Annotated in this window: 18 protein-coding genes and 1 tRNA gene; 9 read left to right on the top strand and 10 right to left on the bottom strand. The window is 44.9% G+C overall.

The genetic code is table 11. The features are described 5' to 3' along the window. Positions 1-106: 106 nt before the first annotated feature. The 3 genes from GQS54_RS13255 to GQS54_RS13245 all read left to right on the top strand — a co-directional run bounded on the left by GQS54_RS13255 (position 107) and on the right by GQS54_RS13245 (position 9,235). A complete protein-coding gene (locus GQS54_RS13255; RefSeq protein ID WP_166424461.1) occupies positions 107-790 on the top strand; it encodes a PEP-CTERM sorting domain-containing protein in 684 nt (227 codons plus the stop codon). Continuing rightward, positions 787-7,842, top strand: a complete 7,056-nt coding sequence (locus tag GQS54_RS13250) for a family 16 glycosylhydrolase (RefSeq protein ID WP_166424460.1) — start codon at positions 787-789, stop codon at positions 7,840-7,842. Before GQS54_RS13255 ends, GQS54_RS13250 begins: the two co-directional genes overlap by 4 nt. 274 nt (positions 7,843-8,116) lie before the next feature. Then, positions 8,117-9,235 carry a nucleoside hydrolase gene (locus GQS54_RS13245; protein ID WP_166424459.1) on the top strand — a complete coding sequence of 373 codons (1,119 nt, stop codon included), beginning with the start codon at positions 8,117-8,119 and terminating at the stop codon, positions 9,233-9,235. A gap of 44 nt (positions 9,236-9,279) precedes the next feature. On the opposite strand, the gene GQS54_RS13240 is transcribed toward GQS54_RS13245, so the two are convergent. Beyond that, positions 9,280-10,551 (bottom strand): hypothetical protein, encoded by a 1,272-nt coding sequence (locus tag GQS54_RS13240; protein WP_166424458.1) that lies wholly within the window; start codon positions 10,549-10,551, stop codon positions 9,280-9,282. 113 nt (positions 10,552-10,664) lie between these two features. Further along, a complete protein-coding gene (locus GQS54_RS13235; RefSeq protein WP_166424457.1) occupies positions 10,665-11,105 on the bottom strand; it encodes a MarR family transcriptional regulator in 441 nt (146 codons plus the stop codon). Between the two features lie 127 nt (positions 11,106-11,232). On the opposite strand from GQS54_RS13235, the gene GQS54_RS13230 reads away from it, so the two are divergent. Beyond that, a complete protein-coding gene (locus tag GQS54_RS13230; RefSeq protein ID WP_166424456.1) occupies positions 11,233-11,661 on the top strand; it encodes an organic hydroperoxide resistance protein in 429 nt (142 codons plus the stop codon). A gap of 130 nt (positions 11,662-11,791) precedes the next feature. On the opposite strand, the gene GQS54_RS13225 is transcribed toward GQS54_RS13230, so the two are convergent. Next, the gene (locus GQS54_RS13225) at positions 11,792-12,967 is read right to left on the bottom strand and encodes a J domain-containing protein (protein WP_166424455.1); all 1,176 of its coding nucleotides are present in this window, start codon (positions 12,965-12,967) and stop codon (positions 11,792-11,794) included. 434 nt (positions 12,968-13,401) lie between these two features. Here GQS54_RS13225 and GQS54_RS13220 point away from each other — a divergent pair, with 434 nt between their 5' ends. Both GQS54_RS13220 and GQS54_RS13215 read left to right on the top strand, forming a co-directional pair. Continuing rightward, positions 13,402-14,337, top strand: a complete 936-nt coding sequence (locus GQS54_RS13220) for a MoxR family ATPase (protein ID WP_166424454.1) — start codon at positions 13,402-13,404, stop codon at positions 14,335-14,337. Further along, complete coding sequence (locus GQS54_RS13215) at positions 14,338-15,708, top strand: VWA domain-containing protein (protein WP_166424453.1); 1,371 nt, start codon at positions 14,338-14,340, stop codon at positions 15,706-15,708. Here the strand turns inward: GQS54_RS13215 and GQS54_RS13210 are convergent. Then, entirely contained in the window at positions 15,683-16,678 is a 996-nt protein-coding gene (locus GQS54_RS13210; RefSeq protein WP_166424452.1) for a helix-turn-helix domain-containing protein, read from the bottom strand. The two genes, GQS54_RS13215 and GQS54_RS13210, sit on opposite strands and share 26 nt — an antisense overlap. Positions 16,679-16,822: 144 nt before the next feature. Here GQS54_RS13210 and GQS54_RS13205 point away from each other — a divergent pair, with 144 nt between their 5' ends. Further along, the gene (locus GQS54_RS13205; protein ID WP_166424451.1) at positions 16,823-18,004 is read left to right on the top strand and encodes an acyl-CoA dehydrogenase family protein; all 1,182 of its coding nucleotides are present in this window, start codon (positions 16,823-16,825) and stop codon (positions 18,002-18,004) included. A 2-nt stretch (positions 18,005-18,006) separates the two neighbouring features. Further along, positions 18,007-19,146, top strand: a complete 1,140-nt coding sequence (locus GQS54_RS13200) for an acyl-CoA dehydrogenase family protein (protein ID WP_166424450.1) — start codon at positions 18,007-18,009, stop codon at positions 19,144-19,146. A 156-nt stretch (positions 19,147-19,302) separates the two neighbouring features. On the opposite strand, the gene GQS54_RS13195 is transcribed toward GQS54_RS13200, so the two are convergent. Beyond that, positions 19,303-19,887 (bottom strand): substrate binding domain-containing protein, encoded by a 585-nt coding sequence (locus GQS54_RS13195; RefSeq protein WP_205967759.1) that lies wholly within the window; start codon positions 19,885-19,887, stop codon positions 19,303-19,305. Between the two features lie 331 nt (positions 19,888-20,218). Between GQS54_RS13195 and GQS54_RS13190 the strand changes: the two genes are divergently transcribed. Beyond that, complete coding sequence (locus GQS54_RS13190; protein ID WP_166424449.1) at positions 20,219-20,575, top strand: hypothetical protein; 357 nt, start codon at positions 20,219-20,221, stop codon at positions 20,573-20,575. A 239-nt stretch (positions 20,576-20,814) separates the two neighbouring features. Here GQS54_RS13190 and GQS54_RS13185 read toward each other — a convergent pair. From GQS54_RS13185 to trxA, 5 genes are all read right to left on the bottom strand, one after another. Continuing rightward, positions 20,815-20,890: transfer RNA gene (locus tag GQS54_RS13185), tRNA-Thr, on the bottom strand. A gap of 84 nt (positions 20,891-20,974) precedes the next feature. After that, a complete protein-coding gene (locus GQS54_RS13180) occupies positions 20,975-22,117 on the bottom strand; it encodes a 5-(carboxyamino)imidazole ribonucleotide synthase (protein WP_166424448.1) in 1,143 nt (380 codons plus the stop codon). Next, positions 22,114-22,605 carry a 5-(carboxyamino)imidazole ribonucleotide mutase gene (purE, locus tag GQS54_RS13175; protein WP_166424447.1) on the bottom strand — a complete coding sequence of 164 codons (492 nt, stop codon included), beginning with the start codon at positions 22,603-22,605 and terminating at the stop codon, positions 22,114-22,116. Before purE ends, GQS54_RS13180 begins: the two co-directional genes overlap by 4 nt. Before the next feature lie 289 nt (positions 22,606-22,894). After that, positions 22,895-24,160, bottom strand: coding sequence for a transcription termination factor Rho (gene rho, locus GQS54_RS13170; protein ID WP_158768283.1), 1,266 nt, complete (start codon positions 24,158-24,160; stop codon positions 22,895-22,897). A gap of 254 nt (positions 24,161-24,414) precedes the next feature. Continuing rightward, positions 24,415-24,741: a thioredoxin TrxA gene (gene trxA / locus GQS54_RS13165; protein ID WP_040514341.1), complete on the bottom strand. Its 327-nt coding sequence runs from the start codon at positions 24,739-24,741 to the stop codon at positions 24,415-24,417. Positions 24,742-24,819 lie beyond the last annotated feature (78 nt).

Raw genomic sequence — 24,819 nt, 5'->3', positions numbered from 1 at the left:
GTGATTGGCAGGACGCCGGATTCGACCAGCCTAGTTTAATAAGTAGTCGATATTAAAAATGCGCTTGTACAGGGCAGATCACAAGAAATAAGTCTAGGAGAAACACATGAAGAAAACCATTAAACACATCGCTCTCGCCACCAGTATTTTGCTGACCTCTAACCAAGCAATGGCTACTTTGTTAACAGGGGGCAATTTTTCTAATTCCTGTAACGTCAGTGACTGGGATCAATTTGGTAATGTCTCGGTTAGTGGCTCGCCAGGTAATTGTGCCGCAACCTTAAGTGTCAACGATACGGTTGATTTTGAAGCCGAACTATCGCAAGGGTTGTCATTAATCAGTGGCGTTGATTATCTTTTAAATATTAATTTTAGTGTCGACACCACCCTGATTGACTCGACATTCGATGACGAGTTTTCTATCAGTCTTTTTAATCAAGATTTTGACTATGTGGAGTTATTCTCCATGCCCATTATGTCTATGCAGAGCTTGACTGAATCATTAGCGATACAAGCATCTCAGCTGAGCAGTTACGTTAATCAAGACTGGTCGCTATCGTTTTATATGTTCGACGGTTTTGCTGTTGATGATAATCAATCTTCAGTATCTATTAGCTTTACTGCCCTAGAAGAAGCGGTGACAGATGTGCCTGAACCATCAACTTTAGCATTTTTACTACTGGGCTGTGCGGGTGTGTTGGGTCGTAAAAAAATCTCTCAAGCATTTTCCAGTAAATCGTTGCAAACCAGATTTCTAAACGAGCAAACCACTGTTGAGATAAGCCAATGAAAATTAGAAAAGATATGAGCGGGGTACTCGGTGCCCTTTTACTCTTTGCGTCTTGTTCGGCATCCGCTCAGTGGAGTCCGTTAGACAATACCATAAGTGTGTCCCAATCCAGCGCCCGATATGTGCGCGGTGAAGGCGCATACGTAGTGCAAGTCAAAGCTACTAACAGCAGCGCGGAAACTATTAATGGTCCTTTTAGGGTACTCATTGAAAACGCCAGCTTGAATATCAAAGACGCTGACGGACAAACAGACAATGGTGTGCCTTATTTCAACTTTCTATTAGACGAAATAGCACCCGGTGCGTCGATATCGGTAAATGTTAGATTCGAATATGAGCGGCGCACTAAACTCACATTTGATTTATCCATTCAAAGCAATGCCACGTTAGATGCTGACGATGACGGCGTCAACGATGACAGTGACTTATGTCCGGCCACGCCCGAGGGAATAGCAGTTGATGAGACGGGCTGCCCATTAGTCGACAGTAACTCGGGCTGGACGCTAGTTTGGCAAGATGAATTTAGTGGCGACGTGATTGATGACACAAAGTGGACTCACGAAGTTAACTGTGACGGCGGTGGTAACAACGAGAAGCAGTGTTACACAAACAGCAGCGATAATGCCTATCTTGAAAATGGTGTACTGAAAATTGTTGCTAAACCTGAATCGGATCAAGCACTACCTTACAGTTCAGCGCGCCTGATCAGCAAAGAAAAAGGCGACTGGACATACGGCCGTTTTGAAATACGCGCCAAAGCACCATCAGGGCAAGGTGCATGGCCAGCAATATGGATGTTACCTACCGACAACGTCTATGGCGGTTGGCCACATTCTGGTGAAATTGACATCTTTGAAGCGGTTAATTTGGGAGTTCCTCTAGATGACGGTCAAGATTCAGTTGAAAAAAATGTGCATGGCACACTACATTATGGCAAAAGTTGGCCGAATAATTCTTATACAGGGCAAAGCTATACCCTGCCGGATGGGGAAAACCCAGCGGATGATTTTCATGTGTACGCGGTTGAATGGCAAGAAGGAGAAATACGTTGGTATGTAGATGGCGTATTGTACCAAACTCAATTGAAATCAGAGGTGAGCTATAACACTGACGGTCAAGCAGATGGCTTAACGCACAAAGGCTGGTTTACCGAACAAGACGGAGAGAACCTATTGAACAACGCTCCGTTTGATGAGCGCTTTCACTTGTTGCTTAATTTCGCAGTCGGCGGAAGCTGGCCTGAAGCAGTGAATCAAGGTGGCATAGATGCCAGTGCTTTTGATGGGCAAAACAGCTTCGATGTGGATTACGTGCGTGTGTTTGAATGTTCGGTTTCGCCTAGTACGGGGGAAGGTTGTGCAACGGTAACTGACAACTACTTAGCGCCTAAATCTGAAGGGGGCACATTGGTTAATGGTGCTGCACCCGCACCGACTGTGCCATCTGACGGCGTGGCAAGAGACCTAGTGATTTTCGAGGATGAAATGACCGCTGCTTGGCCTGCGTGGGACTGTTGTGGCGGTACTAACCCAAATGTTGTATTTGATGATGATAGTCAATCACAGGTTATTGAATTTACGGTGGGCGGCGCGCCAACCGTGTTGGGATTTAATACCAATGAAGCGAGCAATCCGAGTCCATTTGATGCCTCACCTCTATACGAGACTGGCGTACTTGAGTTTGATGTAAAGCTTGTCACACCGCCAAACAATAGTGCTGCTGGGTGGAATGTGAAGGTAGAGCAGGGCAGTGCCGTAAGTGCAGCGCAAGTGAGTATCGCCACGCCAACTGAAACTTGGCAACATTATTCAATCCCGCTAAAAACCCTAAGTGACGCGGGTTTAAATTTAAATGGTATTGATATAGTGATGCTGTTTCCTGATTGGGGCCAAGGTGAAGGAGCAGTCTTCCGTGTTGATAATATCAGTATTTTGCAAACACCAAGTGATGATCCGAACAACGGTGAAGTGGAAAGTAACTTACCTGCATTTGATTTCGAACCAAATGGCTTAGGCGCCGCGCTGAACTGGAATGTGTTTGAAAATAGCGATAACCCACCACTGGAATTTGTACCTAACCCAGATACGTCAGGTATTAATAACTCGTCAACCGTGGCTAAAATTACCGCGCACGTTGCTGGTGCACCTTGGGTAGGTACAGAGATTCAGCATGGCCAAATTAGCCCGTTCACGTTAGATGAAAGCAATAGCATCGTTAAAATGATGGTCTACAAGAGTGTTGTCAGCGACGTAGGCGTGAAGTTCGCAATTGCTAGTGGCGGCGCCCAAGGCGAAATAAAAGTGGCTAATACTAAGGTCAATGAATGGGAAGAACTCACCTTTGATTTCAGTGCTTATATTGGCTTAGTGGAAACCATCGATATCGATCAAGTGATCGTTTTCCCCGACTTTGATTTTTCTACTCGTGCACAAGACAACACAGTCTACTTCGACAACATCCGTTTCTTTGGTAGCACGGGCGACGACGGAAGTGATGGCGGCGACAACGGCAGTGGTGGCGGAGATGGCGGACAAAACCCTCCACCTGAAGGTGACTTGGTCGCTAATGGTGGCTTCACTAGTGGCACTGATAACTGGATAGGCGCAGTGAATGTTATCTCTGACAATGGCAATAATGTATTTGTGGCTGATGTTGCGGTTGCAGGTAACCCTTGGGACGTAAATCTCAGTCAAGTAATGACCTTGGTACCAGATGAAACTTACGAGCTAACTTTCAAAGCGAAAGCATCGGTGGCGCGTAACATTATCGTTGGTTTAGGGCTAAATCACGATCCTTGGACGAATACCGTGCAAACCACAGCTTTAACGACCACTTGGCAAACGTTTACCTACACCTTAACCACTACGGGGTTTGGTGATGACAATAGTCGGGTGTTTTTCGACTTAGGTGCCCAAGTGGGTGCGGTTTACATCGATGATGTCAGTGTGGTGTTAAAAAATGAAAGTGGTGGGGGTGACAATGGCGGCGGTTCGAGCAACCTTACAACATTCGATTTTGAATCAACAGGATTTGGCGCTGGTTTAAGCTGGAACGTATTCGAGAATGACGATAATGCCCCCCTTGAGTTCGTTGCTAACCCTGATACCTCTGGTATTAACGATTCAAGTATCGTGGCTAAAATCACCGCAAAAGTTGCAGGTGCGCCATGGGTAGGCACAGAAATACAGCACGGGCAAATGACCCCATTCACTTTAGATGCAAGCAACAGTATCGTTAAAATGATGGTGTACAAGAGTGTTGTCAGTGATGTGGGTGTTAAGTTCGCGATTGCTAATGGCGGCGCCCAAGGCGAGATAAAAGTCGCCAATACGAAAATAAACCAATGGGAAGAGCTCACCTTTGATTTCACTGGTTATATAGGATTATTTGAAACCATAGATATCGACCAAATCATTATCTTCCCTGATTTTGATTTCGATACTCGTACCCAAAATAATACTGTGTATTTCGATAATATTCGCTTCACCAATGGTGACGATGTAAGTGTGCCTGAAGGCTGGAATTTAGTCTGGAGCGACGAGTTCAGTGGCACATCGATAGATCAAAGTAAGTGGACCCACGAAGTGAATTGCGACGGTGGCGGCAACAATGAGAAACAATGCTATACCGCAAATAGCGACAACTCTTTTGTAGAAAATGGCCTGCTAAACATAGTGGCCAAGGCCGAGTCTAATCAAGCATTGCCATACAGTTCAGCTCGTTTAATCTCTAAAAACCAAGGTGACTGGACATACGGCCGCTTTGAAATTCGCGCTAAGGCTCCATCTGGCCAAGGGGCATGGCCTGCTATTTGGATGCTACCTACCGACAATATTTACGGTGGTTGGCCGCACTCGGGTGAAATCGATATTTTTGAGGCGGTTAATTTAGGCGTACCGTTAGATGACGTTACAGATAACGTTGAATCGAATTTTCACGGTACACTTCACTATGGTCAAAGTTGGCCAAATAACGATAACTCAGGCCAAAGCTACTTGTTGCCAGATGGCGCAAACCCAGCGGATGATTTCCATATTTATGCCTTAGAATGGGAAGAGGGCGAAATGCGTTGGTACGTGGATGGCGTGCTCTACGAAACACAGCGTAAATCAACACTTAGCTATAACAGCAACGGTGATGCGAATGGTTTAGCTCATCGAGGTTGGTACACCGAGCAAAGTGGCGAAACCTTATGGAATAACGCCCCTTTTGACGAGCGTTTTCATTTATTGCTCAACTTTGCAGTCGGCGGTGCTTGGCCAGAAGTGGTTAACCAAGGCGGAGTAGATGCCTCAGCATTTGATGGTAGCAATCGCTTCGTTGTTGATTATGTGCGGGTTTACGAATGTGCTAATTCGCCTAGCAACGGCCTAGGCTGTGCCACTGTGAATAATGGTTACGATGAGTCAGTTGAAAATGGCGGAACATTAATAACCGGCGCGGCGCCCATTCCTGTACCTGAGTCTGACGGCATCGCGCGGGACTTGCTGATCTTCGCTGATGTTATTAACCCTCAGTGGCCAGCATGGGACTGTTGCGGTGGTTCAACCCCGAGTGTTGTTTTTGATGATGCAGCCCAATCACAGGTAATTGAATTTACGGTGGGTGCTACGCCAACAGTACTTGGTTTTAACACAAACTTTGCTGATGCCCCTAGCCCATTTTATGCATCGCCCATTGAAGCAAATGGCACCTTGGAGTTTGACCTCAAATTAGTCACCCCAAGTGCTAATACATCTGCCTCGTGGAACTTAAAAGTAGAGCAGGGCGGCGCGACTACTGAGGCAGTTGTGACCCTAGCAACACCCACAGCTCAGTGGCAGCACTACTCTATTGACATTGCAGCGCTAAAACAGGCTGGCCTTGGCCTGAACGGAATCGATGTAGTGATGATATTCCCTGATTGGGGGCAAGGAGAAGGAGCAGTCTTCCGTGTCGACAACATGCAATTTTTGCAAGGCGAAGACGATGGTACAGGCGGAGGTGACGACGGAGACGGTGGCGATAACGGCAACGGCGGTGGCACTGACCCAATCGTGGGTGATGAGATCGTCGCAAACGGCTCTTTTGAAAACGGCAGCGAAGGCTGGATTGGTGATGTAAGCGTGGTGGAAGATACAACTTCTGCTGATGGCAATCATGTGTTTCAAGCCGATATTGCGATGGCTGGTAACCCATGGGATGTCAACCTAAGTCAGGTAATGACCTTGACTTCAGGCGCTACTTACACGGTGACTTTCAAAGCCAAAGCGTCAAAAGTACGCGATATGTTAGTCGGACTTGGTTTAAACCACGATCCGTGGACCAACGTCACTGAAACCGTTGGGCTGACCACTGATTGGCAGAGCTATACCTACACGTTAACCACTAATGGTTTCGGTGATGACAATAGCAGAGTGTTCTTCGACCTTGGTGCTGACACTGGCGTAGTGCAAATCGATGACGTTAGTGTGGTGCAAGTCGCACCAGCAGGTGGTGGCGACGGTGAACCAGTTACTGAGCAAGCGTTCGTGTTGATTTCGTCGACTCAAGCAACCGATATCGACTTTGTGCCAAGCACAGTCGGTGAGTGGAGCACAGGTACCACGATTCAGAGCGACGTGATGTTTGATAGCTTGCTTGGCTGGGAATTAACCTCTAGCTCAAATTCACCAGAGCAAGGCAACTGGGGCACAGTGCTCGCCTTTCAAAACGGTATTAACGGCGACTTTAGCTTGTTCAATCGTATTGAGTTGAAGTTGGCTACCACAGGTAATTTTGCTGGTGGCTATAAGGTTGCTATATCGGCCAATGGCGTGAGCAAAGAAATCGCGCTACCGGTCAATGAATCAATAAGTACCTGGCAGAGTTTGGCCCTTAATACTGCTGACATTCCACTGAATATGTCGAAGGTCGATTGGATTGCCGTATATGGCATTGGTGGTCAAGCGGGTGTTTCACAGATTTATGTGACTGACTTTTCGTTGATAAAAAATGCAGCGCTTGAGTTTGATACGAGTACTGAGAACGACTTCGTGTTCATCTCATCAGATGCAGCTGTAAGCAGTGACTTGATTGTCGATGACGATAATTTTAGCGACGTAGGTAATGTCATATTTGGTGAGTGGAGCACAGGCACCGCGATATCAAATACCCAATACGCTGGTCTAAATGGACTTCGTTTGGCTGCTGGTGGGTCTTGGGGCGCGGTACTGGCTTTGCAAGGCGATATTTCTGATGGCGTGAATATCGATAACTACGACGTTGATTTCAGTCAATACACGAACCTGCGCTTTAAAGCAGCGTCACAAGGTGCGTTTGAGCGATATGCCGTGTCTATCGTGTCTAAAATCGGTGATGGTGAATCAGTCCAAGAAGTAGGGTTTGCGCTATCAAGCCAAGCTGATTGGAACGATATCGATATTGATCTTGGCATGTATGGAGTGGATTTAGCTAATATTAGCCAAATTGCGGTATTTGGTGTGTATCAAGGAGGCTCAGCGAGCCAAAGCCTGTACATTACCGACCTTGTGATGTACGACACAGGTAAAGTCGCTACCAATAGCAAAGACAGCTCGGATGACAAGTTTGTATTCTTCTCATCAACAGGTGAAACCAGCGATATGGTGTTTGATGGTGACGACTCTGCTCATAACGGTAATATGACTATTGGTGAATGGTCTACCGGGACCAGCTTCACCCCTGACGTAATGTATAACGGGCTAAACGCATTTGAGTTAGTGCGCGGCTCGAGCAGTTGGGGCGCGGTACTGGCCTTAATGGGGGATATTTACGGTGATGTGCAGCAGTACAGCATTGACGTTGCGCAGTATCAGACGCTCAACTTCAAAATTGCTGCCCAAGGTGGATTCTCTGAATACACCTTAGACTTTATCGTGGATGGGGCTGAACATAAAATCCCACTTACGGTGAGCGGCAACTGGAATGATGTGACCATTAATTTAGCGGATGTACCGCTAAACCTGTCTAAGCTTACCCAAATCGCCATCTTTGGGGTTGGCGGAGGGCAAGGTAACCGTATTTACATCACAGATATGCATCTAAGTAAGTAGCCTAAGTACCCCGTTCATTGGCTAAATGTGCTTAGCTGATAAATCGGGTGACACGTTGCAAAACGCAAAGTGAATTAAAAACCTAAACCATGCAATATGAAAGTGGTTTAGGTTTTTTTTTGGTGCAAGTTTTGATTCCTTGGTGCATAAGTCCCATGGCTTGTATTTTATGCATGGTGCAAAGCCTTTAATTTAACGGCTTGTTTTTTATGGGAATAGTGGCGTTTTTTTTGCTACATTCCCGCCCCCTCTATAAATTGTTACTGGTATTGAGATGTTCCAACGTTTTACCCGCGTATCAAACGCGTCACTTGCAGTTATTTTTGCTATTTTTTGTTCTTCCGTATCAGCCGAAAAGGTCATTTACGATACTGACATGGGGATCGACGATTGGTCGGCTATGTTAGTGGTGGCGAATCACCCAGACATTGAATTGCTTGGCGTGACATCAAACGGCGTAGGTGAAGGACACTGCGCTGAAAATATGGTGAATATTCCGGGACTGCTTGCGCTGTCAAACTCACCTGACGTGCCTTTTGCTTGCGGCGATCATTACCCGATAGATGGATACTTTGCCTTTCCCGGCCCATGGCGTCAGCAAGCTGATACGCTCTCGGGTGTACCGGTACCAAAAACAAATCGCCAACCCACTGACATGGACTCTGTAGAGCTTATTCATCACCTGCTTAGCCAACAAGATGAGCAAGTGGTATTACTCAGTGCCGGCAGCTTAACCAATATCGCACAGTGGTTGCATAAATACCCACAAGATATGCCTAAAGTATCGCGACTTGTGATGATGGGCGGCGGCTTTGATGCCCCTGGCAATATTATTGTGCCGGGTTTTACTGGAGACCATCCTAACAAAAAAGCAGAATGGAATATTTACGTGGATGCAGTAGCCGCAGAGCAGGTTTTTGCCTCCAATTTAGCCGTTGAAGTGGTTGGGTTAGACTTAACCAATCAAGTGAAAGTGACGCCTGAATACGCCAAACGGTTTAAACGTGCAGTCAGAACACCAGCCGCTAAGTTTTGGGATAAAGTGCTAGATGATAATGACTGGTTTATCGAGTCAGAAGAATATTATTTCTGGGATGTACTTGCAGCGCTAGTGGTCGTAGAACCTGAGCTATGCCAAGGAGAGTTACAATCAGTCTGGGTGGAATTTAGTGAAGTAAAATCAGGGGATAAATGGACAGACACCAGCATGCCCAAAATCACGGAAGCAGGCAAGGCGCGTGCACATTACAATCCAGCCACTTTCGGTATTACCCACATTGGTGGGAATAACCCAGCGGTAAAAATATGTCGCCATACTGAGCCCCAACGCGCGTTCGATGCGTTGATTGAGATCCTCAATGTTGAACGTCAATCAGGCATCCAGCCAATCTAAATTGTTTGGGGGCATGGTAAGTAAAAATCATGCCTCCAATAAACTTAAGCAAAATCAGGAATATCTTTGGCTAATTTTTCTGCTAGTGGCAAGGATATAGACACAGAACTTAAGGTATTTTGATGCGAGAGATCTAGCGGCTGGTTCGGTGTTAGTTTTTTGAAAAAACCTTTATCACGCAGCTTAAACACCCGAGTAACGGTGGGCAGCAAGCTGTTTTCAGCAAGCCATAGTAAGCCTGCAGTAACCGGCCCGCCGGCCACTAAACCTAAGCCCAAAAAGCCGATGCTCAATGCAACCTTTTTAATGCCACCATCTTGCTCGTCATTTTCAAAATGTATCGACAAGGCTTTAGAGTATTTTAATGAAACCTCTTCAACTAGCTTTGCGTTTACTTGCCCAGCGAAGAACTGCTCCATTACATCCTGATATTCTTTTTGTACGCCCGCTACCTCACTAAAAGGGTCGACCAATTCTTTCCATAGCTGAGGGCGGTCAAAAGTCAGTTTTTGTGGTATTTGAATTGACGGTATATCAATTAATTCAGATTCTGTGGGCTGCCCTAGCTGAATTAAATCGGCAAAAGCGTGGCTATAACGTGTTTCAACTAATATCTTACGTTGGCTAAATTGCGCGCTTAGACAGACTGCAAAATTATAGTGATACGCTTCACAGGCCAGTCCCATTAGTTCGTTGATTTTTGTGACGGCATCAGGTGAATCGCTCAGCACTTGTAAGCAAGCTTGCTCCCAACGAGTGCGAGTAGCTTCTTTGTCAGAGACATTCTTCAATGTATATAAATCAAATACTCTTTGAAAGTCATCATCACTTACTGCTGTCATTCCCAATGTGTCAACTGACAGTTCACGACTGCGGCACAACATATTGTCGAACCCGTGACTGATGTGCTTTTTCGGCCACGGGATGAAGTTTTCTATGCGTTGTAAACCAGGCTCCCACTGCTTTAGCATTGTTTGTAGTGCAGGCCACTCAGAACTTTTTTGCAGGGCTTGAAAACTCTCAACACCTTGGGCTGACATTTTCTCAGCCACATCTAACAGTGAGCCACTGCGCGACATGATCTGTACAAAATTTGCCTCTATTAGGGCTTTGAGTGGGGAAGAGGTGGGATTGAGCAAAGCGTGACGTGCAAAAGGATGATTTAACAGATATCCGTCATTAATGATGACCTTTTCGCCCAATAGCGCTTTACGGATCAACATTTGATTAAATTGCTGCTGACCCATTTCAATTTTCCATGGGTAGCGTTGCACCACGTCGTCAAGGGTGCCCAAATACGTTAATGCTTGTTGCACAGTAAACTTACTCGCCAAAAATCAAAATAGATCTTGAGTGTAACCTCATTACTCACTGATTTTTATCACTTAAATTTAATTCGGTAGATTTAGATGAATGAAATTCATTTAGGCTAACGCTGTCTAGAAGTCGGCGCCACAACCAAATCAAGCAAGTCCATTAGCTGTTTGCCCTGTGAAGGCGTGATTGATGGAAACTGACATAACACCTTGTCTGGAATATCTGTGGCTTTAAGCTTTAATGCTTGGCCTGATTCACTGAGTTTTATTACGCGCTTACGTTTGTCATGCTCATTTTTAATAATACGAAGCAGGTTTTTATCAGTCATTTTTTTCAAAATTTGCGTCATAGCGCCACCATCGATAGCGGTTTGCTCAATAAGCTCGGCAATGCTGATCCCGTCTTTTTCCCATAATGCCATCATTACCACGTATTGTGGGTAAGTTAGATTCAAAGCCATCAAAGGTTCACGATATGCCCGGGCGATATTATTAGATGCCATGTATAAGCGATGACATAGCTGATTTTTTAACTGTAACTTTTCAAACGACATAATTGACCTCTGGAAACATAATAATTTGCATGCAAAATATTTGCAATTCATATTTATAAGGTTTATTGTTTTGCATGCAAAATAAATTTCAGGCTTAAACCCGAATAATCCTACTTTGGAGAATCCTATGAATGTATTAAAGAATGTCGCCTACACAGCAAAAGCAACGGCCACAGGCGGTCGTGAAGGCTCAGCAAAATCAGACGACGGTCGCTTGGATGTGCAATTATCAACGCCCAAAGGTTTAGGGGGTGATGACGGGCAGGGGACTAACCCAGAGCAATTGTTTGCTGCTGGCTACGCTGCGTGCTTTATCGGTGCGCTTAAAGTTGTGGCGGGCCAAGCTAAAATAGCCTTGCCCAGCAACGTATATATTAACGCTGAAGTATCAATTGGCGGTATCGAAAACGGTTTTGGTATTGCCGTGAAATTAGCGGTATCAGTCGGGGATATGGACAAAGCCCAAGCCCGAGCCTTAGTCGACAAAGCACACCAAGTTTGTCCTTACTCAAACGCGACACGCGGCAATATTGAAGTGGATATTTCAGTGATTTGATTCTCGAAACAAGCAAAATAAGGGTTTTAACGGGCCATCTTTTACTATTCAAAAACGAATGTAACATAAGTAGTAGGCGTTACTTCAATAGCGCGTACTACTTGCCTTTACGAACTTTTTTTGATTAATTTTAATATTCAAAACTAAAAATATCGAAGTCTGTTTCCAAAGGCGGAATGTTATCGAGTCGTTCGTTCAAATACTCCTTAAGAATCTTTAGATTAGTGATGTCATTAACCATTGCCCGACAGTTATCAGTAATTTCTTGTCGTTCACTAATCAATGATTCAATGTTATGAGCGGTAGCTTTTTTGCTACGACCAGATAATTGTTGCCACACCATGCCCTCTGCGGTGTCGGGTGATGACAGCTGATGGTTTTCACGCTCTAAAAGGTGAATGCGTTGGCGCAGTAGTTTCTCTATTGCTTGCATAGTAGCTTCGTCAAAATTGAAGTCTGTATCGTCGCAATGTTGTTGATACATTGATAATAAGGTGAAGGCATCATTAGCTTTTCGTGCTGCTGAGAGTTGCTGCATCAGATCATGCTTTTCGGCTTTTTTAGCGTCATCCATTTCTTTATCAGGATGAAACTTGGCCGCTAAACGTTTATAAATTTTGTTCAACTCACTACGTTTAAACAACTTATCTAGCGCGAGTTGCTCACGTTTGCTTCGGCTATTTGGATCAGCGTGGTCAAATGGTTCGTCCTGCCACTCATCGTCATTACTGTCGTATTCAGTAGATTTATGCTCTTCTTGCAACTGCTTGTGCATGCGATCTATATACTGCTGTAAATCGTCAGGATTTCTAGCAACGTTACTGAGCTCCTCGTCGCTTAGCTTTAGCTCACCACTAAATAAATCTTCTAACATCATCGCTAACGCTTGCAGATTTTCAGCATTTTCTTCAAAAGGGTTTCTTTGCGCTAAGATTAATAACTGTTGTTGCAGTGCGTCTCGTAAATTATCTACCTCAATATTTTGGGCAAAGGGATTAGACTCAATAAAATATAGCTCTTGATTAATCCAACCCAATAGCGCCTCACGGTGTGTTTCGCTCAAAGATTTACGTGATACGAAAGGTATTAAGGTGGCGATTAAGGCTTGTACTTCAGTGCACATCTTCTGCTCGTGTGGCAGTACTTGAGACTGAAAACGTTGATAAAGATGCGTTATTTTGTTCTTCTTCGTGTGGTTCTTTTTGTGGTTCTTTTCGATTTTTTGCCAAAGCTTTTTAATTGAAGCAACAAGAGACGAGTCGTTCGGGTTGTCTGTTTGTTCAGTTGTTATTAAATGTATAGCCAAAATGCTCCACCTTATTCGGGGTAAAAGACGTGAAAATAGTACGCATAAAAAATGATAATGACAAAATAGCCACATCCTTAAGATGATGGTATCGAATGGTTTGATAGGCTGATTTTATCATTTGAGTCTTTTACTTGGAAGCTAACTAGCGATGACAAATTTAGCTCAATACGAATCGTTGACGCGTTATCTTACTACTTTATTGCAGATCCCAAATCTTATGGAGCACAGAAATTTTCCTGTGCTGGCAGGTTTCTAGCATGGACGTTTTGTTGATTGGCTTAATATTTAGCTTATTTACTATAGCGTATACAGACACCTTTTTAGGATACATATCAAGCGCATTGATTGTTTATCAACAGCCAGAACGATTTGCTTTTAGTCAGGCTATAGGCGAATAATGCTGAATATTCACCCTAAAATGCCGGATATTTGTGATCATAAAGCACCAAGAGAAAATCGCCTCCCCAGAGATTATTCAACGCCAATACGAAGCCTTGGGTTACATATGCAGCCCCTCAGTTGCGACTGCAATTTACCTGGCTTGTCACCTGCAGAAGCCTATCTTAATTGAAGGTCCTCCCGGTGTAGGAAAAACTGAATTGGCTAAGATCACGGCTGCTTATCTAAATGCGCCGCTGATCCGTATGCAGTGTTATGAGGGGCTTGATGAATCAAAAGCACTTTATGAATGGAAATATGGCAAACAACTGCTTTACACCCAAGTGCTTAAAGAACAACTGGGGGATGTGCTAAGAGGTGCTCGCGGGTTAGACGAATCTATCGCTCGGCTGCACGATTTTGGCGATATCTTTTATTCACAGGATTTTTTAGAGCCCAGGCCCTTATTGCAAGCCTTGCAAAGTGAAGACGGCGCGGTGTTATTGATTGATGAAATAGACAAGGCTGATCAAGAATTTGAGGCTTTCCTGCTGGAATTATTATCGGATTATCAAGTATCTATTCCAGAAATTGGTACGGTCAAAGCAAAGTCGACACCCATAGTGATGCTCACCAGTAATAATACTCGAGAGCTTGGTGATGCCTTGAAGCGTCGTTGTTTGCATCTATATATTCCTTTTCCTGATGCTGCTTTAGAAAGTCGTATTTTAGCAACGCAAGTGGAAGGATTAGAGACACAGCTAAGAGAGCAGATAGTCGCTTTGATAGGCGAATTGAGAAATATGCCTTTAAAAAAATCTCCAGCGGTAAGTGAAACCATTGACTGGGCGAGGGCATTACTTTTGCTCAATGTTGAAACCCTTGATCCCCACTGGGTAAAAGAAACCTTGAACTTATTATTGAAGTTTCAAGATGATATCGAATTAGTCGAGCCAGAAATTGTTGCTTTGTTGAAGCGAGTATCTTAAGTGCGTTTTGTTGCTGACTTTATTGGAGCATTACGTGAAGCAGGGTTGCCGGTTTCGCCTGCGGAGTCTCTGGATGCGCTCAACGCTATTAAATTGCTAGGCGTTGAAAACCGCATAACGACCAAAACTGTTTTGGCGTTAACGTTGGTCAAACGCAACACGGACCAAGTCATTTATGACGAATTGTTTGATTTATATTTCACTGGCGTTGAAAAGGTTAAGCAAGCGGATAGCGACAAGCTTGCGCCTGATGAACCAGATACCGAGAGCGAGGCGAGCATAGGTGAACATGAGCAAGCAAGTCGCGCTGACGAGTTCACTGCTAGCTCGGCGTTAGGACAATCACTTAGTCAAAAGCTAGATATGCGTCTGGCGATTACGCAGGCTGCTATGGCCGAGAACTTATCGTCTATCGTTTTCTTTACCCAAAAAAATCACTTTGCCTACAAAATAATGCAACGCCTGGGTGACGAAGCCCTAAGCACGGAAATTCGCGCAGAAGCTCATAGTCCAGCGCAGAAAAAAAGCCAGCACGAATTGATAGAGTATCGAACACGTTTGCTTGAGCAAGTGAAAGACTATGTGGAACAACAATACCTGATTTTTGCGCGACACAAGGGCACCAAGTTTCGTGAAGATCACCTGCAGCAGGCAAAATTAAGTCAAGTTGAACATGTCGATTACGCTTTAATGCAACGCTTGGTGCAACGTTCTGCTCGCAAATTAGCAGCTCAGCATAGTCGGCGACGGCTAACACGTAAGCGAGGCCTGTTAGATGTGCGTAAAACGATTGCTGCGAATGCGGCTTTTGACGGTGCACTATTTCATACCCGCTGGAAGGCAACACGTGTAGAACGACCTAAAATCATTGCTATCTGTGATGTCAGCGGTTCGGTAAGCCGTGTTGCGCGCTTTCTTTTATTGTTTCTTTACTCGCTACAAGACGTGATGCCGAAAGTCCGTTCTTTTGTGTTTGCTTCTGAAATGATTGAAGTAACAAAGCTATTAGAGCAAGAAAATATTGAGTTAGCGTTAGAAGAAATAATGCAGCGCTGGGGTGGCTTGTCCACGGATTATGGCAAGGCTTTGGCAGATTTTCAGATGCAAGCGTTAGCGAGTATTGATAAAAAAACGACGGTTATTATGTTAGGTGATGCACGCAATAACCAAGGCGACGGTCGAACAGACATTTGGCAAAAGGTTTTTCGCCAAAGTAAGCGAGTATTGTGGCTTAACCCAGAACAACGTAATAGCTGGGATTCTGGCGATTCAATTATGTCGCAGTATTCACCGTGGTGCTCCAGTGTTGAACCGTGTCGCAACCTAAAAGATATTGAAGGGATTTTTAATCGGCTTTTGAAATATTCCTAATACCCGCTGGGCGAAGCCGTGAGCGAAACTCTCGTGGTGTCACCGCCGTCAGCAACTTAAATACCTTTGAGAATGAACTGATATCGCGATATCCCACCCCCATACCAATCGTTTTAATGCTGTCTTGTGTGTTACCCAAACGGTGTTTAGCCGCCTCAACGCGTAAACGCTGTAGGTAACGAGAGGGCAACTCTCCCGTCGCCTTTTGAAATCGACGGATAAAGGTCCGTTTGCTCATACCTATTTTCTTGGCGAGATGCTGCAACTCTACACTTTGAGTGAAATGCTCATCTAGCCAATCCTGAGCCCGATGAATACCCACATCTCTGTGTTGTCGAAAACCAGCGATATTAATTAGGTTTAAATCGTAGGTTCGCCGGCTATCAAAACTAATGTCTCTGGATAAGCTAGCCGCTATCGAGGGGCCACAAAACTTCTCTAATAGATGCATGCTTAAATCCATTGAAGCATTTTGTCCGTTCGAACTGTAGATGCCAGCATGTTCAACACTCGCTTGGTTGGCCTGCCATTGAACATCAGGGTAACGTTGCTCGAACTCGCGCAAATGACGCCAGTAAGTGGTTGCTCGGCCCCCGTTTAATAAGCCAGCCTCCGCGGCCCAAAATATACCGCTATTGACTCCTGCTATACGTGCCCCGTTTGCGTGTTGTTTGGCTAACCAGGGGGGAATGCCAGGATATTGCATGGTGAGTTGTTCGAAATCGCCCCAGTAATGTGCCAGCATGATGAGGTCATAGGCTTGATCGCCGATGACCACATCACCATGGATCGACTGACCACCATAGAGCTGAACCGGATCGTTGTTTGCACTTATCAAGTCGCAGTGAAACTGCTGATCTTCTGGTTGGCGTAAGTTAGCGCTGTGAAATAACTCCAATGAGCCATATACAGTTGATGCCCAAGCTCCGTTGAAAATCAGTAAGGCCACTCGCCATTTTGCTTCAGGCATTCAATCTACTCCGCATACGCTATTTGGCACATATGCCTTATTATGTGGCATTTTACCCTAAGTACAAGAGGAAAGAAGGGGCGTACAGTAGTGACTAACTTGGGCAATATACCCGAGATGAACAATTGAAAGAGGAGACATTAAGTGGATATTACCTTTTCGGCTGAGGAATTGGCCTTTCGTGACCAAGTGCGCACATTTTTGTCTGAGAATTGGACGCAAGATTTAGCCACCAGAATTCGTGGTGAAGACCAAGAGTTTAAGGCTGCCCAAATTGAGTGGCAGAACAAACTGAATGACAAGGGGTGGTTGGCTCCAGGCTGGCCGGTTGAACACGGTGGTGTGAACTGGTCGGTAACAGAAAACTTTATCTTTGAAACAGAGCGTTCATTAGCTGGCGCCCCAGACGTAGTGCCATTTGGCCTAAAAATGGTTGCACCGGTCATCTATGGCTTTGGTAGCGAAGAACAGAAAAAACGCTTCTTACCGCGCATTCTCAAAAGCGAAGATTGGTGGTGTCAGGGTTACTCAGAACCCGGCGCTGGTTCAGATCTTGCGGCATTGAAAACCAAAGCTGAATTAGATGGTGATGACTATATAGTCAACGGTGCTAAGGTTTGGACTACCTATGCCCAATACGCCGATTGGATTTTCTGCTTAGTACGTACCGATTCTTCCGGTAAGCGACAAGACGGCATTAGCTTCTTACTAATTGATATGAAAAGCCCAGGTATTACGGTCAATAAAATTTCTTCTATCGATGATCACCATAGCCTAAACGAAGTGGTGTTCGACAACGTCCGTGTACCTGTTGCTAACCGTATTGGCGAACAAGACAAAGGCTGGACTTATGCAAAAGCCTTATTGGCTCACGAGCGTACTTCTATCGCAGCAGTAGCTGACTCAAAACGCCGATTACGTGACTTGCGTAAGCTACTCAGTGAAGAAATCAGTGGAGGACGCCCACTTATTGAAGACACCCAGTTCCAGAATCGTTTATCGAATACTGAAATTGAATTGATGGCGCTTGAGTATACCGAATTGCGCGTATTAGCATCGACCGCTGACGGCAAAGGACCGGGAGTTGAATCATCGTTACTAAAAGTTAAAGGTACTGAAATTCAACAAGCCATACAGCAAATGTATATGGACTTAGCAGGTTACTACAGCGGTATTATTCACGGTGAAGAAACAGCTGAAAGCATCGGCCATGCCTTTGGTCATGACGCAAGAAAAGCATATATGTACGGACGAGCCGCCACTATTTACGGTGGATCAAACGAAGTGCAGAAAAACATTACCGCTAAATACGTATTGGGTCTTTAATCATGAATTTTAATTTATCTGAAGAACAAAACATGCTCAAAGACAGCGTAGCGCGCTTTGTGCAAGACGAATATGACTTTGAAAGCCGCCGCAGCAATGCCGCTAACGCATTAGGCTTCAACCCTAAAAACTGGCAAACCTTTGCTGAATTAGGCTGGTTGTCTATTCCGTTTGAAGAAGCCTATGGCGGTTTCGGTGGCGGAGCAACCGATGTAATGGCGGTAATGGAAGAAATGGGCAAGGGCCTGGTGGTTGAGCCCTTCATTGCGACCGTTTTGATGTTCGGTGGCTTGCTGAGCAAAAGTGACAACGCAGCATTGAAAGATGCCTATATTGAAAAAATTATTGATGGTTCACTACAGGGCGCGTTTGCGTACGTAGAACGTCAAAGCCGCTTTGAATTAGCTGACGTAAAAACCCAAGCTAAGCGCGACGGTGACGACTTTGTACTCAACGGCGAAAAAACCGTTGTGTTCAATGGCGCAGCAGCCAACAAAGTAATTGTTTCTGCAAGAACATCTGGCGAGCAATGCGATGAAGCGGGTATCACTTTATTTTTGATTGATGCAGATGCATCAGGCGTAGAGCGTACTTCTTACCGTTTAATGGACGGCCAGTTAGTCGCTAACATCAAACTCACTGATGTGCGCGTAGCAGCTAGCCAAGTTGTCGGTGCAGTCGACGAAGGTTACAAGCTGATAGATGCCGTGGTAAGTGACGTGACCATTGCCCTATGCGCAGAAGCGATGGGTATTATGCAAAAATTAAATACCACCACTATTGAATATACTAAAACCCGTCAGCAATTCGGCGTGGCGATCAGTAGCTTTCAAGCGTTGCAACATCGTATGGTCGATATGTTTATGGCGGGCGAGCAAGCCAAGTCTATTTTATATCGCGCGGTATGCGCAGCGGAAAGTGGTGCAGATGATTTAGCTAAAAACATCGCCGCATTAAAAGTGATGATAGGCCGAAACGGAAAACTGATTGGTGATGAAGCCATCCAATTACACGGTGGCATGGGCCTAACTGATGAGCTAGATGTGGGCCATTACGTGAAGCGCCTGATGATAATCAACACCACTTTCGGTGATGCCGATTACCAGCAGCAAAAATTCAATCGCTTAGCGTATTCGGATTGATAAACAATTCAGTCGTCATCTAACAAAGGTGATCATCAAAAAACACCTACCAATACGGTAGGTGTTTTTTTGCCTATATATCACGGTATTAATACGTTCAAATCCGACAATTCACTGTCACAATAATTTTGCACCTCTCAAATAGATAGTCAGTTATCAAGAGGGTTTTAGCATGACTGTCCCGTTAATTTCTGTCTTACAAACAAATACCCGTACTTTTGATGGTAAATGTGAGCGACTTTGATAGACCAACCATGCGGCGGTATCAAAATCAGTTGCTGCGCATTCATAATCAGGAAACAAATCGACAAGCAACCCGCTATGTATTTCATCTTGGCAAAGCCAGTCGGGTAGAAGAGCAGGACCAAGGCCGGCCACAGTACAAGCTGTCATGGTGAGCCCATGGGAAATCAGTAAATGACCGCTGACAGGCACATCCAACGTATTATTGTGTTTTTTGCGAAACTTCCATGTGCTGCAATACCCAGGCATCGAAAACAAAAGACAATCAAGCTCACTCAAAGCAGTAGGATCTTTTGGCTGACAGTGCGTTTTAATATACATAGGACTCGCACAGACATGAAATCGCCTTGAAACCAATTTATGTGAAATGAAATCTCCCACAGGTCGTTGCCCGAACCGGATAGCAACATCAATTTGCTCCTTAACGAGATCCACATGGCTGTCCATTAATAATAGTTCGAGCGTGAGGTCGGGGTACAAAGCGCGAAATTCTGGCAAAATCGGCGCCAAGACTCTTTGCCCGCTTCGGAAGGCGAAAGCTTTCGGGTGGTCCTTTGGAAAAGCCGAAAGCCCAGCTGAGATTCTAAGCTCGCAACAGAGCGGGAAATAGACGACGGGTCTACGTTTCGTTGACGTGAAACCCCAGCAAAACTACCACGCTACATAACATCTACAAATACTCGTACAGATTCAAAATCGATTCATGCACTCTGTACACTAAAGTCATGAGTATAGATGGGTTTATCAAACGAGCAACAATGGTTAATCTCAATTAAATGCAATGGCTTGGTTGTCTGTCATATACGTTTCAACTTTTAGGGAAAATACGATGAGCTTGCGATTTTATACTGACTTTTTCAACTCCACAGCGGATGTACTTAACGACGTAATACAAAACAATACATGGCCGACAACATTTGTGTCTGGGCCGTCTGAAGGGCTTCATGAGCATTGGCATGCAGAAGAAGTACACGCTTATATCATGGAAGGTGAAACCGACTTCTTGGATGCCAAAAGCGGTATTCGAACGCACGTTAAAGCAGGAGATAAAATTGTGATCCCTGCCAAGGTGCTGCATGCTGAGGGCGCAGTGAAAGAGCGGGTCGTATATATTCTTGCCCTTGCCAAACCACTGCCGCCAGAAGAATTCCTCGCCATGCACAACCCAATGGAACTCAGTCATTAAGTAGACCGAGTTAGCATCATGCAAGCTCTTGGCAGCCAGCTAAATCAAGCGCATTTCTTTTCGACTCATGATTAGTGGAACATCAAAGGCTAAGCGGGAGTTGTCTATAGGGATAGCATCAGCATCGCACATGAGTTTACGCAGTAAATCAATGACTGAAAGTCATGAAGTTCGCCACACGATTAGCAGAAGAGAGCCCGTACGGCATAAAAAAGGGAAGTTAACACAAAGAAGGGAAATGGTGCCGACTACCGGAGTCGAACTGGTGACCTACTGATTACAAGTCAGTTGCTCTACCAACTGAGCTAAGTCGGCACACTAGATTCCCGCTCTAGGCAGCTGTGTGCTAGAGCGAGGCGACATTCTATTGATTCCACTTTTGTTGTCAACAAAAAGTTATTATTTTATCTGTAAAAGACGCTCTGCTTCGCTATTTAGTGTCGGGAAATAACTTTCCGGCAGCCACTTTTGCAGTTTCTGCATTGCTTCGCCTAGTTCAGCGTAGTCATTTCCGGTGATATTGATATGACCCATTTTGCGCTTGGCGCGTGGAGTCTTCATATAACCGTGTAAATGCGTTCTAGGCACGCTGAGCATTTCTTTAGACGGTAAGTCGCAGCCAATCACGTTAAGCATCACACTGGGAGCAAGTACCTGTGTCGAGCCTAACGGTAATTCACAAATTGCCCGTAAGTGATTCTCAAATTGACAGGTATCCGCGCCTTGTATGCTCCAGTGCCCAGAGTTATGCACCCGTGGGGCAATTTCATTGACTAGCAAGGTGTCGCCCATCTGAAAGAACTCTACCGCTAATACGCCAATATAATTTAGCTCGTTGGCAAGTGCGCTGAATATCTCAGTGGCTTGAGCGGCTAATGCCGGCGTGATGGCTGGGGCAGGGGCCACACACGTGTGTAATTGTCCCTGATGATGGAGGTTTTCAACTAAAGGATAAAAGGCAAGTTGGCCATTTTTACCGCGGACACCCACTAACGACACTTCACGTTCAAAGTTGAGCATCTTTTCAACGACTAATGGGACTTTTTTAAGATCCAGTTCAGCCAATGCCTGTTTGATTTCAGGTAACTGGTCTTTACTGGATAAACGCCACTGACCGTAACCGTCGTAACCGTCTCGGCTTGACTTAATAATCAGCTTTTCGCCGAGAGTTTCAACGGCTTGATCTAGTTGGGCGACGTTATCAACAATCACGTAGGGACAATTGGCAATATTTAGTTTATCTAATAAGGCTTTTTCTTTAACTCGATCAGCACCCGCGGCGATGGCTTCGATACTGGGCATCAGCTTACCACTGCGGTTTACTTGCTCAAGAAGGGCTTCGGGAATATGTTCGAATTCCGCTGAAATAGCATCGGCGGCTTCAATCGCGGTTTCAAGGTGTATGTTTAGCACCTGTTTATCTATCGGGTTGACCACTTTGAGATTGCTCACGTCGACCGCACGTACCTCAATACCAAGGGGCACGCCCGCTAACGCCATCATTCTGGCTAATTGGCCTGAGCCTAAGATCAGAACATTCATTCAGGCAATTCCAATGGGGGCTGGGCAAGCACGTCAGCAGTTTGCTTTTGTCTAAACTGAATGATGGCATCGCGTACGGTCGTATCTTGCAGGGCAATGACTTGTGCGGCCAACAAGCCTGCATTAGCTGCGCCTGCTTCTCCAATGGCTAATGTACCAACCGCCACGCCCTTAGGCATTTGTACGATTGAATATAAGGAATCAACACCACTCAACTGGCTTGAGCGCACGGGTACACCAAACACAGGTAGGTGAGTGTGTGCGGCTATCATACCGGGTAAGTGTGCTGCGCCACCTGCGCCACCAATAATCACTTGATAGCCTTTGTCGGCAGCGCTTTCTGAGAATTCAGTTAACAGAGCGGGGGTGCGATGAGCGGATACTACTTGTGCATGATAACTCACACCTAACGCATCTAACATTTTTGCCGCTTGGGCCATAGTGGGCCAATCAGACTTGGATCCCATAACAATCGCAACTTGAGGCATTTTCACTCTCACTTAACATCGGCTTAAAAGGTATCAACACACTTGAATCAGCACTTAAAATATCGCCCTAACAATCAAGATATTGTTGACCATAAAATTTTGGAAACGAATTGTAGCCCAAATCACGGAGCGAGTCCCGTTTGTGCGTTAATCCAGCAATGATTGAGCATAAAATAGCTCATGCTCAAGTGCTTTGCCCTTGGTGATTTGAAATAGACCAAGCGCAAAACAAAAAATCCGCTGTGGGCAAGCCAACAGCGGATTTTGTAATGCAATTTTTGCTAGATGCTTAGCTTCTTTGCTTACGCATCGCAGTGAAGAATTCGTCATTGGTTTTAGTCATAGACAGCTTGCCAATAAGGAATTCCATCGCGTCGATTTCCGACATCTCATGGACGATTTTACGCAAGATCCACATCTTTTGTAATTCATCTTGAGTAGTCAATAATTCTTCTCGACGTGTACCAGAGCGGTTGTAATCGATAGCTGGGAAGACACGTTTCTCCGCGATTTTGCGGTTTAGGTGTAATTCCATGTTACCAGTACCTTTAAACTCTTCGTAGATAACTTCATCCATTTTAGAGCCGGTATCGATAAGCGCTGTAGCGATAATCGTTAAACTGCCGCCTTCTTCGATGTTACGTGCAGCACCAAAGAAACGTTTTGGTTTGTGCAATGCGTTTGCATCCACACCACCGGTTAATACTTTACCTGATGACGGGATAACGGTGTTGTAAGCACGGGCTAAACGGGTAATTGAATCAAGTAAGATAACCACATCTTTCTTGTGCTCAACCAAGCGTTTGGCTTTTTCGATAACCATTTCGGCCACTTGTACGTGACGACTAGCTGGCTCATCGAATGTAGAGGCAATAACTTCACCTTGCACAAGGCGTTGCATCTCGGTGACTTCTTCTGGGCGTTCATCAATCAGTAACACCATCAACAAACATTCTGGATGATTGGCAGCGATAGACTGAGCAATGTTTTGCAGTAATAAGGTTTTACCGGCTTTCGGTGGAGCGACGATAAGACCACGCTGACCACGTCCGATAGGTGCTGCTAAATCAAGTACACGCGCAGTAATGTCTTCTGTACTGCCATTTCCGCGTTCCATGATTAAACGCTCATTGGCATGCAGTGGCGTTAAGTTTTCGAATAATATTTTATTACGCGCATTTTCTGGGCGGTCAAAATTAACTTCGCTTATCTTTAACAGAGCGAAGTAACGCTCGCTGTCTTTAGGTGGGCGAATTTTGCCTGAAATAGTATCGCCAGTGCGTAAGTTAAAGCGACGAATTTGGCTAGGTGATACATAAATATCATCAGGACCCGCTAAATACGATGCGTCATTAGAACGCAAGAATCCAAAGCCGTCTTGAAGGATTTCTAATACGCCGTCGCCGAAAATATCTTCCCCGCCTTTAGCGTGGGTTTTTAATATCGAAAATATGATGTCTTGCTTACGCGCGCGGGCCATATTCTCTAGGCCCATTTTCTCGGCCAGTGCAACCAGCTCGCTGATTGGTTTATTCTTGAGTTCCGTTAGGTTCATATTGGTGGGTCTTTTTATGCTTGAAAAATTTGCTGTAACAGCAAAAATTGATTGAATGGTTCAAAGTTAATTACTTTTAAAATCTTTGATTGGTACGAAAATACAGGTCTGTTCAGGTGAGAACAGTGAAAATTTAGCACCAAAATTACAGTACGTCTAGTGAAAATAGTGCTTTTAATCGTCGTACATTGAACATGGTTTGCGCAAAGTATAAAAAAGCCCGACGTAATCGGGCTTAATTTCAGTACCTATTATTAGATATTTTCGTTAAGAAATTCTTCTAATTGGCCCTTAGATAGCGCGCCTACTTTAGTCGCAGCTACATTACCGCCTTTGAATAAAAGTAAAGTCGGGATACCACGAATACCGTACTTAGGCGGTGTTTCGTTATTTTCATCGACATTTAGCTTGCCAACTGTTAACTTGCCATCGAATTCGTCAGCAATTTCATGCAAAATTGGCGCAATCATCTTACACGGACCGCACCATTCCGCCCAGAAGTCAACCAGTACAGGACCAGTCGCATTGATAACATCTGCCTCGAAACTATCGTCCGATAATTGGATAATTTTGTCGCTCATTCTTTTCTCCGTCATTAATTCTAGCGCCGATGTAATTCAGCGTGATCGTGATTGTTATATAGAAACTGTTTTTTAATG

The sequence above is a fragment of the Paraglaciecola sp. 20A4 genome, from assembly GCF_011378905.1.
Classification (GTDB): Bacteria; Pseudomonadota; Gammaproteobacteria; order Enterobacterales; family Alteromonadaceae; genus Paraglaciecola.
This window is presented reverse-complemented; position numbering and strand designations above follow the sequence as displayed.

What these genes read in the sequence shown, in the direction of transcription:
- rho (WP_158768283.1), bottom strand. Translation starts at nt 24,160, where the DNA reads ATGAACCTAACGGAACTCAAGAATAAACCAATCAGCGAGCTGGTTGCA.
- GQS54_RS13245 (WP_166424459.1), top strand. Translation starts at nt 8,117, where the DNA reads ATGTTCCAACGTTTTACCCGCGTATCAAACGCGTCACTTGCAGTTATT.
- GQS54_RS13250 (WP_166424460.1), top strand. Translation starts at nt 787, where the DNA reads ATGAAAATTAGAAAAGATATGAGCGGGGTACTCGGTGCCCTTTTACTC.
- GQS54_RS13190 (WP_166424449.1), top strand. Translation starts at nt 20,219, where the DNA reads ATGAGCTTGCGATTTTATACTGACTTTTTCAACTCCACAGCGGATGTA.
- trxA (WP_040514341.1), bottom strand. Translation starts at nt 24,741, where the DNA reads ATGAGCGACAAAATTATCCAATTATCGGACGATAGTTTCGAGGCAGAT.
- purE (WP_166424447.1), bottom strand. Translation starts at nt 22,605, where the DNA reads ATGCCTCAAGTTGCGATTGTTATGGGATCCAAGTCTGATTGGCCCACT.
- GQS54_RS13200 (WP_166424450.1), top strand. Translation starts at nt 18,007, where the DNA reads ATGAATTTTAATTTATCTGAAGAACAAAACATGCTCAAAGACAGCGTA.
- GQS54_RS13235 (WP_166424457.1), bottom strand. Translation starts at nt 11,105, where the DNA reads ATGTCGTTTGAAAAGTTACAGTTAAAAAATCAGCTATGTCATCGCTTA.
- GQS54_RS13210 (WP_166424452.1), bottom strand. Translation starts at nt 16,678, where the DNA reads ATGCCTGAAGCAAAATGGCGAGTGGCCTTACTGATTTTCAACGGAGCT.
- GQS54_RS13255 (WP_166424461.1), top strand. Translation starts at nt 107, where the DNA reads ATGAAGAAAACCATTAAACACATCGCTCTCGCCACCAGTATTTTGCTG.
- GQS54_RS13230 (WP_166424456.1), top strand. Translation starts at nt 11,233, where the DNA reads ATGAATGTATTAAAGAATGTCGCCTACACAGCAAAAGCAACGGCCACA.
- GQS54_RS13180 (WP_166424448.1), bottom strand. Translation starts at nt 22,117, where the DNA reads ATGAATGTTCTGATCTTAGGCTCAGGCCAATTAGCCAGAATGATGGCG.